Origin of the sequence: Sphingomonas sp. BK036 (assembly GCF_004216825.1) — a bacterium.
GTDB lineage: Bacteria > Pseudomonadota > Alphaproteobacteria > Sphingomonadales > Sphingomonadaceae > Sphingomonas.
In genome coordinates this window covers 94,732-110,348 of sequence record NZ_SGXR01000004.1, presented here as the reverse complement: position 1 = coordinate 110,348, position 15,617 = coordinate 94,732, and the positions used below count along the sequence as shown (strand labels likewise).

The window sequence follows — 15,617 nt, the reverse complement described above, 5'->3', positions numbered from 1 at the left end:
TCGCTCACGCGCTCGCCCCCGATTTGGCAACCACCATCCGCACCCCGAACACCGGCCCAGCGGACGAGCGGTCATGCGGTACGAACCGTATCTTCACGCTCGCCTTGCCCTTGGTCAGCGCGACGGGCAGCGGATATTCGACATCGAAGAACTTGCCCGGCTGGTCCGCCTCGAGATGCTGCGTTGCGACCTTCACATTGTCCACGAGGATGTCGAAATCGCGCGCGCGCTCGTCGCCCCAATAGGTCGCCTGCAAAACCAGGGGGACGGGCCGAGTCTTCATCGCGAACTCGAAATACCCGCCCGACCGCGCATCGCGCCCGTTCCGTCCGCGATAGCTCTCGGGATAGGATATCTCCGACGTGAGACCGTGATCGCGCTCGGGCTGCATCTCGCCGAGGTGCATCACGTCGACCGAGCGCGCGGCGAGATCCTTCAGCCGCGCCTGATCGGCCAGGAACGCCGCCTGTTGCGTTGTCCACGCCGCCTCGCCGAAGCGCCTGAAATACACCGCGCTGCGCCGGTCATACTGGCTGTAGAACGGCACGAAGCTGAGGTCCGCCGGGCGGATGATCCCCTTCGTCGCATAGGTCGCCGCGGTGCCTACCGTGGGCGTGAACGCGGCGAGCAGGTCCGCGCCGACCATCGCCGGATCCGCCTGCTCCCATGGCACGTCTTTCGGCCCGAGATCGGCGGCCATCACCATCGGCCCGCGCAGCACCGCGACCGTATCGACGTCGCCCGGCGCGCTCTCCAGCCGCAGGTCGAGCGGCACGGTGATCGCGACGATATCGCCCGCCGTCCACCGGCGGTCGACGATCGCATAGCCCTTCGCGATTCCCGGCTCGACCGGCACGCCGTTGACCGTCACCGTCGCGCGACCGTTCGCCCAGCCCGGCACGCGCAACGCGATCGGGAAGCGCCCCGGCCTTGCCAGTGTCGTCAGCGTCAGCCGCGACTCCGGCTCGAACGGATAGCGCGTGTCGAGCGTCAGCACCGCGCCGCGCGCCTGCCACCGCGCCTCGGCGGGGATGTAGAGATTGACGAGCAGCGTGCCCTCGCCCTCCCAGAAGATCGCCTCGCCGTGCTTGGCATGGCTCTCCATCCCGCTGCCGACGCAGCACCAGAACGCATCGTCCTTCGCCGTCGAATAGTCGCGCGCGGTGCCCGTCATCAGCGGCGTCATGTAGCTGAAGCCAGCGGTCTTCGGGTTCTGCGCGGCCATGACGTGGTTCAGATGCGCGCGCTCGTAATAGTCGAACAGTGCGCCGTCGGGTTGCCAGCCATAGAGATGCTGCGTGAGCTTGAGCATGTTGTAGCTGTTGCAATGCTCGCACGTCTGCTCGGTGATGTGGTTCGCGATGCTGTCGGGGCCGGAGAAATACTCGCGGTCGGCATTGCCGCCGATCACGTAGCTGTGATGCTGCGTGACAGTGTCCCAGAAGAACCGCGCGGCGTTCGCGGGCGCCGGCTTGCCGGTCAGTTCGTGAATACGCGCGAGGCCGACCAGCTTGGGGACCTGCGTATTGGCGTGGAAGTTGGCGAGCTTGTCCTCGCCCGCGGCCATGGGGTCGAGCATTTTCCGATCGTACAGCCGTTCCGCCACGGCCAGCCATTTCTTGTCGCCGGTGCGCGTGGACAGCTCGGCATAGCTCTCGTTCAGCCCGCCATATTCGCACCCCAGCAAGGTCTGCATCTGCGCATCGTCGAGCGCCGCGAACACCTTCGCGAAATAGGTGGCGAGGCCCGTCGCGACGGTCAGCGCCTGCGTGTTCCCCCATGCCGCGTGCACGTCGAGCAGCCCCGCAAACAGCTTGTGCACTGTGTAGAGCGGCGACCACGAGCCGTTCAGATCGAACCCGCCCGACTTGATCTCGCCGCGCATCACTTCGGGGAAGATTTCCTCCCCGTCGACGATCGTTCCGTCCTTCCGCTTGCGCCCCAGCGCGCCGACATAGCCGGTGCCACGCTTCGACTGCGCGCGCGCCAGTTCGGCGACGATATAGTCGGTGCGTGCCCGACAGTCCGCGTCGCCGGTCTGCGCGTGCATCAGCACCAGCGCGGTGAGATAATGGCCGAGCGTATGGCCGGCGATCGTGTCGCTCTCCCACCCGCCGTAGAGAGGCGCCTTGGCCGGGAGCCCTGCATAGACCATGAAATTGTGGAGCAACCGGTCCGCGCTCAGCCGCAGCAGGTACGTACGATTGACCTCGACCGCGGTTGCGTAGGCGGATGGGCGCAAGCGGACCGCGGACAGCGGCAAGGGTTTCGCGCTTGTCGGCAGCGTCGGCGGCCCCTTGCCAAATGCCTGGTCGCCCGCCGACAACAGCGCCGCCGCCGTCGTGCCCATCAATACGTCCCGGCGGTTTGCGAACATCTTTATCTCCACTTGGATATCGTATACTATACGTCCAGCCTTGCGGTGCAAGCGCCATCTCGACACCGCATCCTGACGAGCGAGCCCCATCATGTCGCCATTCCGCCCCCTGCTCGCGCTGCTCCTCGTCACCACCGCGACGCTGCCGATCGACGCGCAGCCCAAGGTCGCACGTCCAACCTATCGCTCGATCGCGCAGACCGCACTGCGCACCCCCGCGTTCCGCGCTGCGCTCCGGACGGATACGCAGACGCTTGCTCGCCTCTCGCCAGCCGCCGAGCCCGGTTTTGACTTCGTCCCCGGCGCGCGCGAAGCCGAGCGTGCGGCCGACGGCTATGTCCATATCGGCGACATTCACCTCCGCGTGCGCCAGGCTGGAGGCACGTGGGCCGACTTCGCCTCCGCGCAGCACCGCAAGGCGATACGCCGCATGACCGCGACCGGCACGACGCTCGCCGCCGCCGACATCACCGCCTCGCTGGGGACGGCCAGCCCTTTGCGCGTCGAACGCCGCTGGGTGGACGATCACGGGGTCCTCGCGCTCCGGTTCACGCTGACCAACACGACGAAGGCCCCCGTCGAGATCGGCGCGCTCGGGATGCCGATGGTGTTCGACAACATCATCACCGATCGCAGCCTCGAACAGGCGCATGCGCAGGCGAGCTTCGTCGACCCGTATATTGGCCGCGATGCCGGCTACCTCCAGGTCACACGGCTCAATGGCGCCGGCCCCGCGCTGCTCGTCCTCCCCGAGAAGCACACCCCGCTCGAAGCCTATCGCCCAATCCTCGAAGCCGGTAAGGCGCCAAAGAGCGACATCTTCACCGACCGCAGCAAGCGCAGCCAGACGTCGGAAGGCTTCTACGACTGGACCGTCGCCAGCAAAGCCTTTGCCGACAAGGAATGGGCCAAGGCAGGCGAGCAGTGGAACGCGCCGACGAGCATCACGCTCGCGCCGGGAGCGGCGCGCACGATCGGCGTCCGCTTCGTCACTGCGCCCTCGATCGCCGCGATCGAGGACACGCTGGTCGCCAATCACCGCCCGGTCGCGGTCGGCATCCCCGGCTACGTCGTCCCGACCGATCAGGACGCGTCGCTGTTCCTCAAGACACCGTCGCCCGTCGCCAAGGTCGAGAGCCGGCCGGCCGGTGCGCTCACCGCAACCCCGATTGCGAGCGCGAAAGGCTGGGCGCGCTATACCGTCCGCAGCAAAGGCTGGGGCCGCGCAAGCCTCGCGATCACCTATGCGGACGGCAGCGTCCAGACGGTCAGCTATTACATCACCAAGCCGCTCGACCAGACGATGGCCGATCTCGGCCGCTTCTCGACGAACCAGCAATGGTACGAGAACAAGGCCGACCCGTTCGGCCGCAACCCCGCGATCCTCACCTACGACCGCGAGGCGGGCAAGGTCGTCACGCAGGATCCCCGGGTCTGGATCTCGGGCATGAGCGACGAAGGCGGCGCGGGCAGCTGGGTCGCGGCGATCGTCAAGCAGCTCGACAACCCCGACCCCGCCGAGATCGCCAAGCTGCAACGCCTCGTCGACGAGACGATCCAGGGCGGGCTGCAAGTTCCCGACGGTCCCCACGCGGGCGCGGTGCGCAAGAGCCTGTTCTATTACGATCCCGCCGCGCACCCGCGCTATTACGACCCGAGCATCGACTGGAAGACCTGGACGTCCTGGTCGAAGAAGGACGCGGGCGATCTCGGTCGCGCGTATAATTACCCGCATGTCGCGATCGGGCACTGGGTGCTCTACCGGGTCGCGCGCAACCATCCGGGGCTCGTCACCGCGCATCCCTGGCGCTGGTATCTCGACCATGCCTATCAGACGACCACCGCGATGATGCGCGACGCGCCCTATTACACGCAGTTCGGGCTGATGGAGGGCGACGTGTTCGTCGATATCCTCAAGGACCTGAAGCGCGAGGGCCTGAGCGCGGAGGCGACCGACATGGAACGCCTGATGAAGCGGCGCGCGGATCACTGGCGCACGCTGCGCTATCCGTTCGGCAGCGAGATGGCGTGGGATTCGACCGGCCAGCCCGAGGTCTACGCGTGGATGCGCTATTTCGGCTATCAGCCGCAGGCCGACGTCACGCGCCAAGTGATCCTCGCCTATGACCCGACGATCCCGAGCTGGGGCTATAACGGCAATGCGCGGCGCTATTGGGACTTCCTGTACGGCGGCAAATACCCGCGGATCGAGCGGCAGCTTCATCATTATGGCTCGACGCTCAACGCCGTCCCGCTGTTCGACGCCTATCGCGCCGACCCGAGCGACCTGCGGCAGCTGCGCATCGCCTATGGCGGGATGATGGGCGGGATCACCAATATCGACCGCGACGGGTTTTCGTCGGCGGCGTTCCATTCCGCGCCCGACATGATGCGCTGGGACGCGTATAGCGGCGATTACGGCATGGGCTTTTACGGCCACGCGATCACCGCCGCGAGCTATCTGGTGAACGACCCGACCTTCGGCTGGCTCGGTTTTGGCGGGACGGTGGATCAGGCAGCCGACGCGATCGGCATCGTGCCGAAGGACGGCGCGCGGGCGCGGCTGTTCGTCGCGCCTGCGGGCCTGTGGATCACGCTCGAATCCGGCAAGATCGCGCGGGCTACGTATCGGCCGAGCACGGGCGTGGTGACGCTGACGCTCGACGCCGCGACCGCAATTAATCCGACCGCGCGCGTGTTTGTGGAGACGACGACGAAAGCCGGCCGGCGGTACGCCGCTGCCGTACGGGAGGAACGGGGCGGCTACACTTTAGCGCTAGGGGCCGTACCGACGCAGCTCGATCTTTCTCCGCAGTAGCAAGCAAACGATCAGTCCGCGCCGCGCCCGATCAGCGCCAGCATCGCCGGCGCAAGCCCCCCGCCGCGCGCCTCGAGCCGGATCGGCCCGCCCGTCGTCCCCGCCTGCACCAGCGCCGTGCACAGCCCGTTGAACGCCGAGCGCGCCGTCGCGTGATCGGGCTCAAGGCTTCGCGGATCGCCATTGCCGACGCCGAGCAACCGCGCATCGCCCGACAGCGCGAACGTTACGCGATCGGACGCGGTCGGTATTTCGCGCCGTTTTGCGTCGAGGATCGCGACGCGGACCACCGCGACCTCGCCCGGGGCCAAATGCCGCCGGTCGCTCGTCAGCCAGATCCGCGCCGCCGCCCCGGTCGTCTCGCGTATGGCGTGCATCACGCGCTTGCCGGCGCGGTAGCCATGCGCCTCGATCCGCCCCGGCGCATAGGCGACCTGCCATTCGAGATGCGTGTTCTTCACCACCGTCTGCCGCCCGAGGCTGCGGCCGTTGAGCATCAGCTCGACCGCGTCGCAATTGCTGTGCACCCACACCGACACCGGCTGCCCCTCGCGCCCCGCCCAGTTCCAGTGCGGGAACAGGTGGAGCACCGGCTCGCCGCTCCACCATGCGCGGTAGTAATGATAATTGTCCTTGGGGAAGCCGCACAGATCCATCTGGCCGAAGTTCGAGACATTCTCCGGCCAGCGTTCGAACGGGGTGGGTTCGCCGCGATAATCGAACCCGGTCCACACGAACCCGCCGCTCAGGAACGGCCGCGAATCGTAGAAGCGCCACCAGGTCTCCGCGGTCGTCGCCCATTTGGGGAAGTCGCGGTCATAGGCGGGGACGAAGCCCTGCGTCTCGTCGCGCAAATATTCGCCGCGGGTCATCACCGTGCTGCCCGTCTCGGTGCCGATCATCGGCATGTCGGGGTGCGCGGCATGGTACGGATCGATCGCGTCGAGGTAGTAATTGCACCCCATCACGTCGAGCACGCGCGACGCCCCCTCGCCGAACTTGCCGTTAAAGGCTTCCGTCACCGGCCGCGTCCCGTCGAGTTCGTAGACCTTGCGCTTCATCGTCTCGGCGATCCGCGCGCCGGTCTCGGTGCCGCGGTGGAGCTCCTCGTTGCCGATGCTCCACAGGATGATGCACGGATGGTTGCGCCCCTGCCGCACCATGCGTTCGAGCTGGCCCAGCCCCTCGGCATTGCTCGACATCTGCCGGGTCTCGTCGATCATCAGGATCCCCATCCGATCGCACGCGTCGAGGATCGCGGGCGACGGCGAATGATGCGTCGAGCGATAGGCGTTGCTGCCCATCGCTTTCAGTTGCTCGAGCCGCCAGACGTGCAGGCTGTCGGGCACCGCGAAACCGACCCCGGCATGATCCTGGTGGTTGCAGGTGCCCTTGATCTTGACCGGCCTGCCGTTGAGGAAAAAGCCGTGGGTCGCGTCGAACCGGATCGTGCGGATCCCGAAGCTGCTCGTGTCGCGATCGACGACGACGCCATCGACGAGGATCTCGCTGATCAGCGTGTAGAGATGCGGCGTTTCCAGCGACCATAAGGCGGGCGCGGCAAGACGCGTTTCCTGCGTCGCGGTCGTCGTGCCCCAGGCCGGCAATGCGAGCGGGTCCGCGACCAGCACCACATTCTTCCCATCGGGGCCGATCACCGTCGACCGCACCCGCACGTCGCACGCGGCACCGTCGTTCGCGATCTCGGTCGCGACCCGGACGCTTGCGCCGCCGGCATCGACCGCGCACCGCACCGTCGCGCCCCAGCGTGGCACGTGGACCGGCGCGGTCTTCACCAGACGGACGTTGCGGTACAGCCCCGCGCCTTCATACGACCACGCCTCGCCCAGACTCACGTCGCAGCGAATGACGAGGATATTGTCTGCGCCGGGCTTGGCGAAATCCGTAACGTCGATCTCGAACGGCGCATAGCCGCTCTCGTTCGCGCCGACGACGAAGCCGTTGAGGATAACGATGCAGTCGCGCGCCACCCCGTCGAACTGGAGCAGCAGGCGCCGCCCCGCATCCGCCTTCTCCAGCCGGATCGTGCGCCGATACCAGCCGACGCTGGTCGCGGGCCACATCCGCCCGACCGGCTTGAACCCCTGGAACGCGCCGGTGCGATCCGCCTCGCTCCCCGCCGGCCCGAACCGTTCGAACGGCAGGTCGACCGCCCAGTCGTGCGGCAGAGTCACCGCGTCCCATGTCGCGTCGTCGAATTTCGGCTCGGCGACCGGCGTGCCGACATCGCCCGATTTGGCGTAGGTGTCGTGCGAGCGGCCGAAGCCGAAATCCTTCGCCGGATCGCTCGCATGGCCGAGATGAAACCGCCACCCGGTGTCCAGCGACGCGACCTCGCGAGGGCTGGCCGGGGGCGGCGCCGCGCCGATGGGAACCGCGGGAACGATCGCGGCAAGCGCGGTCACGCCGCCCGTCTTCAGAACGTCGCGGCGGACCAAGCTCGTCATCATGTCATCCCAGCAAGGCGTGTCAGAAGTTCACCGTCGCGCCGACGAACAATGTCCGGCCCAGCACGTCATACACGCCCGGATAGGTATTGCCGTTGCCGAACGACGACAGGATGCCCGAGGCGATCGCGGGGGGATCCTTGTCGAACAGGTTGTTGACGCCAGCCCGCAGCTGGAGACCCTCGCCGACCGCGACCGTGCCTGCCAGATCGATATAGTTATACGCCGGGATCTTGCGGTTGATCACGCTCGGCGTCCCCGCGAGGAAGCTGTTGTCCGACAGCGACGACAATTTGACCTGGTCGATATGCCGCCACGACACCGACACGCTCGCACCCTGCGGCATCGTCCATGTCGTCCGCAGCACGTGCCGCCACTTCGGGTTGGGCTGGCCGCAGGTATAGCCGTACAGACCCTTGCAGTCGTAGCTGCCGAGGCCCTTCAACGGCTCGGACTCCTGCGAGATCAACCGCGTGCCGACCATGTTGAGGTTGATCTTGCCGAGCGCGCCGATCCCCAGCGTGTAGTCCGCGGTAAGGTCGATCCCCGACGTCGTGAGCGATCCCGTATTATACGTCGTCGAGACGATATAGCCGTTGCTGCCGAACAGAGCACCCGAGCGCGGATCGCGCGTGAACAGCCCGCAATAGAAGGGATCGCTCGCCGCCACGCACTGGCTGATCGCCAGCGACGGATCGACCGAGCTGATATAGTCCTTCACCTTGATGTGGTAATAATCCGCCGTCAGCGTCAGGTTGCGGACCATGCGCGGCGTGAACACCAGCCCCGCGGTATAGGTGTCCGCCTTTTCGGGCTTCAGCGCGGCGTTGCCGCCATATTGCGCCGAACACGTATCCGCCGGACATTCGACGATGTTGCCATATTGCGCCTGCGTCACGCCGGTCAGCCGGCAGATGTCGATCGACGCGCTCGGCGACGCGCCCGAACACGGATCCTGCGCGGAGACGTTGCCGATCGAGCGCGAACCGAACAGCTCGCCGATGTTGGGCGCGCGGATCGCGCGGTTGTAGCTGAAGCGGAACCGCGCGTCCCTGACCGGCGCCCAGCTTGCCTCGCCCTTGTAGGTCCAGACGTTGTACTTCGATTTCAGCCCGGTCGATTGCTGCGAGTTGCGATAGGCGGAGTAGCGCAGGCCGCCGTTCAGCGTCAGTTCGTGCGCGAACGGCAGGTCCTGCAGGATCGGGATCTCGATCTCGCCATAGCCTTCGTTGACGGTGATGCGCCCGTCGGAATCGGTGGTGCCGCCCTGCTTGGCGATCTCATCGGCGGTGAAGTTGAGCGTCTCTCGCCGATGCTCGCCGCCCAGCGCGATGCTGACGCCGCGCTTGGCCCAGGGGCTGGCGATACCGAACGTCCCGAGATCGCCGTTCACGCTCGCGGAGATGACGTCGAGCACGTTGCGCGACGCGGTGTTGCTCTCCGAAAACAGGTATGCGCCCTGCGTGTCGGTGATCGCGTTCGCCTGAAACACGTTGATCGGCACGCACGCCGGGTCGCTGCCGTCGATGACCGAGCGGCAGGTCGGCACACCGTTGACGCTGACCACGTCGAGCGCGCGCTGCGCCTTCACATTGTCAACGTTGTTCAGGTAGGTCTCGTTGAATTTCACGAGCGAGTGCAGATAGTTGACGTCGTAGCGGAAGCCGTGGCCGAGATCGCCGCGGACGCCCGCCGAATAGCGATAATCCTGGTGGCGCAGATCGTCGCGTCGCGACTGGCCCGAGCCGAGGCGATAGCCGATCAGCGTGTCCTGAGTCGCGCTCGTCCCCGCCGCCGCGCCGCAGAGCGACTGCTGCTGCGACGCGCTCATCAGCGGGTTGTTGCAGGGGACGGTGAAGGTGGTGCCGAGGAACAGCGCGGACGGCGCGACCTGCGAGAAGGTGTGGTCCTTCATGTACATGAAGCTGCCATAGACTTCGGCGATCGGCGCGATCTCGAACCGGGCGAACGCGCCGCCGGTGTAGCGTTCGTCGGAGCGCTGGAAGTAGTTGGTCGGCGCGTAGTTATACGCATAGGCCGAGGTGTACGGCACCCAGGTCTGCGTGCCGTTGGCATTGTTGGTCAGCGTCTTGCCCGAATTGGGCCCGCCGAGCGGCACGAACGTTCCGGTCGGGGTGTTGCTCGATCCGCCGCAGACCATGCCGGTGCCGGCCGAATCCGACGGATTGAGCGCGCAGGCGGAGACGTCGCGATTCGCCTGCAGCACCGGATCGGTGTGACGATAGCCGCCATAGACGGTGACGTTGCCGCGGCCGTCCGCGAAATTCTTGCCGTAGGCGGCGTTGATATCCTGCTTGCCGCCGTCCGCGACGTGGCCCGGCGCGTTCGCATAGCCGCGCGACGAGACGACATCGCGCACCCCGCTATTGTCGTTGGTGTGCACGCCCAGCCCCGACTGCACGTCGATCCGCAACCCGTCGAGATGGTCCTTCAGCACGAAGTTGACGACGCCCGCGACCGCGTCGGACCCGTAGACGGCGGAGGCGCCGCCGCTGACCACGTCGACCCGGTCGATCAGCGCGGACGGCACGAAGTTCAGGTCGATCGCCTGCTGCGGCAACAGGCGCTGGCCGTTGAGCAGGATCAGCGTGCGGTTCGAGCCGAGGTTGCGCAGGTTGATGTTGGCGGTGCCGTCCGATCCGTTCGAGACGTTCTCGTTCGCGTCCGCGGTGAACTGCGGCAGGCGGTTCAGCACGTTCTCGACGTTGACGGCGCCCTGATATTTGATCTCCTGGTCGGTCACCGAGGTGATCGGGCTGTTGCTCGCGAGGTCGGGGCGGCGGATGCGCGTGCCGGTCACGACGATCGCGTCATCGGGGGTCGATTCGGTGCCGGGCTGCGGCGCGGGGAGTACCTGCGCATAGGCGCCCGATGACAGCAGCATCGCGAGCATCGCACCGATGCTCGACCGTTGGCGAAGTTTTGCGACCGGAAATGTCATGAGTGCCCGCGCTCCTGTTTGGATGTTGCGCGCAATCCATCACGTCGCCGAAACGATGTCAAATATAATATACGATATTCTATTTTTGCATCTGACTCGAACTCGACGTGCGCACGACACGCGAAACCGCCGCCTGGAACCAGGCGACGGCGGGACGATCTTCGGGAATGCGCCGACCCTGCCGCGGCGCGGTCAGGCGCCTGGCGGGAAGGCCTCAGACGGGGCTATGGTCGCGCGCTAGCGGGCGCGCTTTCGCCAGGTCTTGCGCGGGGCGTAGGACACGGAGTCGTAATAGTCGGTCGTGGTCGTGGTCGTCACGATCGGCGCGGACTGCACCACGACGGTGGTCGCACCGGTGGGATACACGGTGCCGCTGGTCGTCGTCACCGTCGTCATCCCGTCGGGCGATACCCAGGTTCCGCCTGGCGCCGAGGCATAGCGCTGCGGTTGCGGATAGCGTGCGGCCTGCGATACCGGCGGCGCGTCGTAGATCGGGTAATCCTCCGCATAGGCTGGTGGCGGCGGGGCGTAGCGCGCGCCATAGCTTGCCGGCGGTGGCGGCAAAGGGCGACGACCGCGGTCCTCGGCCTTGTCGATCGCATAGCCCGCCGCGGCGCCGACGCCTGCGCCGATCAGCGTGCCGCCCAGCCGGTTGCCGCGCCCTGCGACCAGGTTGCCCGCAGCACCCCCCGCCACCGCACCGATCGCGGCACCGCCAAGACCGGAGTCGCGGCGCGGCCCGCGATCGGCATAGGGCGCGACGGAACCACGGTCCGCCGGGCCGGCATAGACCGAGTCGGTCTGCGCGTACGCGCCCGGTGCGACGCGCGCATAGCCGTCCGAGTCATACCGGTCCCAGTCGGTACCGCTGACCGTGTCGTAGACCGAACCTCGCGGATCGATCAGCACCGCGTCGTCATAATAGCGCGCCCAGCGATACCCCGCCGGCGGCTGCGGCAGGCCATAGGTCGACCAGTCGTCGACGTAGAAGCGCGGCGCGTTCCAGTAGCCGGGTACTGCCCAGCCGCGATTGGGCCGGCGATAGGCTGCCCAGCCGCCGGGCGCATTCGCCCCGCCCCACCAGCGCCCGCCGATCTTGCTGCCCCAGCGCGGCGCGCGGTGACCGCCCAGCTGCTGCGACGATGTGTGGACGACGGGCGGACGCGCCGCGATCGGACCGGGGCGTTGGGGCGTCTGCATCGGGGCCTGCATCGCGACGCCCGGGACAGCGTAGCTTGCGCCGGGGCGCTGCTGCGCATCCGCTGCGCCACCACCAGCCAGCGCCATTCCCACGCCAGCGATCAAAAGGCCCCGCATGTCCGTCTCCCTGGTTTTGCCACCCAATCCCGCGCAAACGCCGAATATCTTGTCCGGTTGCTTACCAAAGCGCCGGGGGACTCGCCAGTTTGCGTACAGTCCCGAAACGGGTCACCCCAGCAGGCGTTCGCCGAGCAACGCCGCGAGCGCCTCGCACCCTGCCGCGTCCTCGGCATCGAACCGCGCGGGCTCTGGGCTGTCGAGGTCGAGCACCGCGATCAGCACGCCGTCCTTCGTCACCGGCACGACCAGTTCGGAACGGCTCGCGGCATCGCAGGCGATATGGCCGGGAAAGGCGTGCACGTCCTCGACCAGCTGCGTCGTCAGCGTCTCGGCGGCGGCACCGCAGACGCCCTTGCCGACCGGGATGCGGATGCAGGCGACCTTGCCCTGGAACGGCCCGAGCACGAGCTCGCCCTCCACCAGCCGGTAGAAGCCCGCCCAGTTCAGATCGGGCAGATATTCCCACACCAGCGCGGCCGCGTTGGCCATGTTGGCGATCGGATCACGCTCGTCCGCAGTCAGCGCGTCGAGCGCGGCGAGCAGGTCGCGGTAGAGATCGGCCTTGCTGCCGGCGGCGATATCGAACTGGTACATGTCTTCTTCCTTGGTCGGCGGCGTTATGGCGTTGGCACGCTGTAACGTCCGTCACCCCAGCGAACGCTGGGGTCTCCATGTTGGCGCGCATTGCCCGTTCCTCAAGGATACCCCAGCTTTCGCTGGGGTGACGGGTTTTGGGGCGGAGCTCCGTGGCAATGTTTTGTCGCTTTGATCGTCGCTCTGTCGCGCCGGCGTTCAATCGTCGCGGACCTTGCCTCGCCCCGCCTTCACGCCGCTGCGCACCTTCTTGGTATCGACGCGGCGTGCCTTTGCCGCCTTGGACGGCTTGGTCGCGCGTCGCGCCTTGGGGACGATCGTGGCGTCCTTGATCAGCGCGACGAGCCGCTCGCGGACCTCCTGCCGGTTGAGCAGTTGCGATCGCGATCCCTCGCTCCGCAGCACCAGCACGCCGTCGCGCGTGAGCCGCGATCCGGCGAGCACCGCGATCCGGTTCTTCACCGCCAGCGGCAATCCCGGCGACAGACCGACATCGAACCGCAGGATCACCGCGCTATCGGTGGTGTTGACGTGCTGCCCACCGGGACCGCCCGATCGAGTCGTGCTCTCGATCAGTTCGCTGTCATCGATCGAGATGGACCGGGTTATCGGGATCGCGACCATCCGCGTCTTCCCTCAGGCCGCTCAATCGTCGGTGGGTGCAGGCGTCACGACGTCGGTCGCAACTGCCGCGGGCGCAGGCGCAGGCGCGGCCTCGTCGGCGAACCCGGCCTTGGCGAAGCGCTCCGGCAGCGGCGCTTCGGCGAGCACGTCGGGCTTGCCCGCGCGCGGCACGATCAGCCGCTGCGCGTGGAGCATCATGCCGAGGCCGTCCGCCTTGCCGTACACACCGTCGCCGACCACTGGCGCGCCGAGGCCGCTGGCCGCGTGGACGCGGATCTGATGCGTGCGGCCGGTCTCGGGCAGGAACTCGACCAGCGAGCGCCCGTCCTTGATCTCGAGCACGCGCCACTTGGTGCGCGACTTCTTGCCGTTGGGATCCTCGATCATCCGCCAGCCGGTCTCGGCGGTGCTGACCTTGCCCAGCGCCATTTCGATCAGGCCGGACGTGCCCTCGACCACGCCGTCGAGCAGCGCGACGTAGCGCTTCGACACGAGGCCCTGCTCGAACGCCTGCTGCAAGCGGGCATGCGCCTTGGGATTGCGCGACAGGAGCAGGCAGCCGCTCGTGTCGCGGTCGAGCCGGTGGACGGCCTTGGGCCAGCGCTGAAAACCGAACTTCAGGCTTTCGAGATGATTTTCGAGGCTCAACGAGCCATCGCGGGGCGGATCGACCGGCAGCCCTGCGGGCTTGTCGATCACCAGGGCCTCGCCGTCGAGGAAGAGTACGCGTTCACCATGCATGGCGCCGCCCTTGCCATCATTAGCGCCTGCGTGCCAGAGCCCGCGTCGATGTTGCACCGCACACTGGCCCTCGCGCTCCTCTTCGCCCCGACCATCGCGGACGCGCAACTCTGCGAGGGGCAGAGCGCGGCGATCGCGCCCGACGGCCGCGCCTTCGGGCATCTGCCTTACGGCGACGCACCGGAGACCGAGCTCGTTACGCTGCCCACCGAATATTCGGTGGGCAATCCCTGCGTGGTGCGAGCCGACATCTTGCCCGACCTGCTGCGACTGTTCGCCGCGGCCCAGAGCGATCCGGCGGTGATGGGCCAGCTCCGCGCGCTGTCGTGCCAGCGCTCGATCGCCCGCCAGCGCAGCGTCTTCTGTCGCGGCGAGTCGAGCAGCGCGGCTGACCGGGCGATCTCGGTCGCGCCCCCCGGCTATAGCGAGCACTCGACCGGCTATGCGCTCGATTTCGCGGTACGCCCGTCCAACGGGTGTCCGGACGCGGAGGCGTGCATGGCCGCCACTCCCGCCGCGCGCTGGCTGCGCGCCAATGCGCCGCGGTTCGGGTTCGAGCAGAGCTTTCCCGGCGGCAACAAGCAGAATGTGAAGTGGGAGCCGTGGCACTGGCGCTGGGTCGGTGTGAGCGAAAGCGCGCTCGGCGCTGCCAAGGCGCGCTTCGTGTTCGCGCGCGCTCGGCGGCAATATCCGGCGGATCCTGGTATCGTGCCGATCGTGGTGAAGGTGACGACGCAACCGCCTGTGCCGGTCGCTCCGGTGGTCGCTGTGCCGTCGAAGAAGAAGCGGCGGTAGCTCGGAGCGGAGCCGCGCTGACAATCTACACAGCCGCCACCCCGGCGAAGGCCGGGGCCCAATTGGGGGACGCCGATGGTTGAGCGCAGCGCTTCGTTACAGCCACCTCTCCAATTGGACCCCGGCCTTCGCCGGGGTGGCAGGGTTTGGCGGTACTACTTGTACACGACGATAGCGTAGGTCGCCGTCGCCCCCTCGGCTCAGTGCAGCACCGCGCCACCGGCACGGACCACGCCGTCGCGCAGCGCGTGGTCGTAGAGGATCTCGGTCTCGAGCATCACCTGGCTCGACAGGCGATCGAGCATCGACTCCGCCTCGACGCCGAACGCTTCCCACTCGCTCGGCGCGATTACCGGCAGCCAGCGACTGATAAACACCTTCCAGTCGGATCGCAGGATATCGAGGTCCTCCTCCATCATCGCAATCGTCTCGGCCGAAAACCGCGGCTCCATCGCGATGACGGTGCGGTCGATCACCTCGTCCTCGACGTCGAGATGCTTGGCCACGGTGATTGCGAGCTCGATCAGCTTGCGCGACGCCGGCCCGCTCTGCTCGCGCGGCCCCTGCGCCAGGTCGGCGATCTCGACGCACTGCGCGGCGATATGCCGGTGATCGTCGATAAGTCGTGCCCAGTTCGCGCGATCCTCGTCCGAAGCTGGTTGCACTCCAACGCTTTGGCTTACCACTTTGTCGTTCATCCTGCCGTATTCCCCATGCGTATACGATCGAGGTCCTACCGTGGATGCGACTAGCTGCGCGGGGGACGCACAATCTATAGTATTTTCGTCGGTAACGACGGTTCGAAAGGACCCGGCCTTCGATCGGGCGACACGGTGACCCCTTCCCCCTTTGACATGACGCCGTGCCACGCCTATATCCGCAGCTCACCACAGCATCCGGGAAATGACATGCCGTCGC

The 15,617-nt window shown here is 67.1% G+C and carries 10 protein-coding genes; 2 read left to right on the top strand and 8 right to left on the bottom strand.

The annotated features are described in order from the left end of the window. Positions 1 to 4 precede the first annotated feature (4 nt). Positions 5 to 2,377: a glycoside hydrolase family 127 protein gene (locus tag EV283_RS07530; protein WP_130324166.1), complete on the bottom strand. Its 2,373-nt coding sequence runs from the start codon at positions 2,375 to 2,377 to the stop codon at positions 5 to 7. Positions 2,378 to 2,468: 91 nt separating this feature from the next. On the opposite strand from EV283_RS07530, the gene EV283_RS07525 reads away from it, so the two are divergent. Beyond that, complete coding sequence (locus tag EV283_RS07525; protein ID WP_130324164.1) at positions 2,469 to 5,195, top strand: DUF5695 domain-containing protein; 2,727 nt, start codon at positions 2,469 to 2,471, stop codon at positions 5,193 to 5,195. 11 nt (positions 5,196 to 5,206) lie between these two features. Here the strand turns inward: EV283_RS07525 and galA are convergent, their stop codons facing one another. From galA to EV283_RS07495, 6 genes are all read right to left on the bottom strand, one after another. Beyond that, positions 5,207 to 7,666: a beta-galactosidase GalA gene (gene galA / locus EV283_RS07520; RefSeq protein WP_242615852.1), complete on the bottom strand. Its 2,460-nt coding sequence runs from the start codon at positions 7,664 to 7,666 to the stop codon at positions 5,207 to 5,209. 19 nt (positions 7,667 to 7,685) lie between these two features. Further along, complete coding sequence (locus EV283_RS07515) at positions 7,686 to 10,625, bottom strand: TonB-dependent receptor (RefSeq protein ID WP_242615851.1); 2,940 nt, start codon at positions 10,623 to 10,625, stop codon at positions 7,686 to 7,688. 237 nt (positions 10,626 to 10,862) lie between these two features. After that, a complete protein-coding gene (locus EV283_RS07510; RefSeq protein WP_130324162.1) occupies positions 10,863 to 11,942 on the bottom strand; it encodes an RcnB family protein in 1,080 nt (359 codons plus the stop codon). Positions 11,943 to 12,053: 111 nt separating this feature from the next. After that, positions 12,054 to 12,539, bottom strand: a complete 486-nt coding sequence (locus EV283_RS07505; RefSeq protein WP_130324160.1) for a GAF domain-containing protein — start codon at positions 12,537 to 12,539, stop codon at positions 12,054 to 12,056. 198 nt (positions 12,540 to 12,737) lie between these two features. Next, positions 12,738 to 13,163 carry an alternative ribosome rescue aminoacyl-tRNA hydrolase ArfB gene (gene arfB, locus EV283_RS07500; protein ID WP_056420283.1) on the bottom strand — a complete coding sequence of 142 codons (426 nt, stop codon included), beginning with the start codon at positions 13,161 to 13,163 and terminating at the stop codon, positions 12,738 to 12,740. Positions 13,164 to 13,184: 21 nt separating this feature from the next. After that, positions 13,185 to 13,904 (bottom strand): RNA pseudouridine synthase, encoded by a 720-nt coding sequence (locus tag EV283_RS07495; protein WP_130324158.1) that lies wholly within the window; start codon positions 13,902 to 13,904, stop codon positions 13,185 to 13,187. 48 nt (positions 13,905 to 13,952) lie between these two features. On the opposite strand from EV283_RS07495, the gene EV283_RS07490 reads away from it, so the two are divergent. Further along, entirely contained in the window at positions 13,953 to 14,699 is a 747-nt protein-coding gene (locus EV283_RS07490; RefSeq protein WP_242615850.1) for a M15 family metallopeptidase, read from the top strand. A 200-nt stretch (positions 14,700 to 14,899) separates the two neighbouring features. Here EV283_RS07490 and EV283_RS07485 read toward each other — a convergent pair whose 3' ends face one another. After that, entirely contained in the window at positions 14,900 to 15,364 is a 465-nt protein-coding gene (locus tag EV283_RS07485; protein ID WP_130324154.1) for a hemerythrin domain-containing protein, read from the bottom strand. Positions 15,365 to 15,617 lie beyond the last annotated feature (253 nt).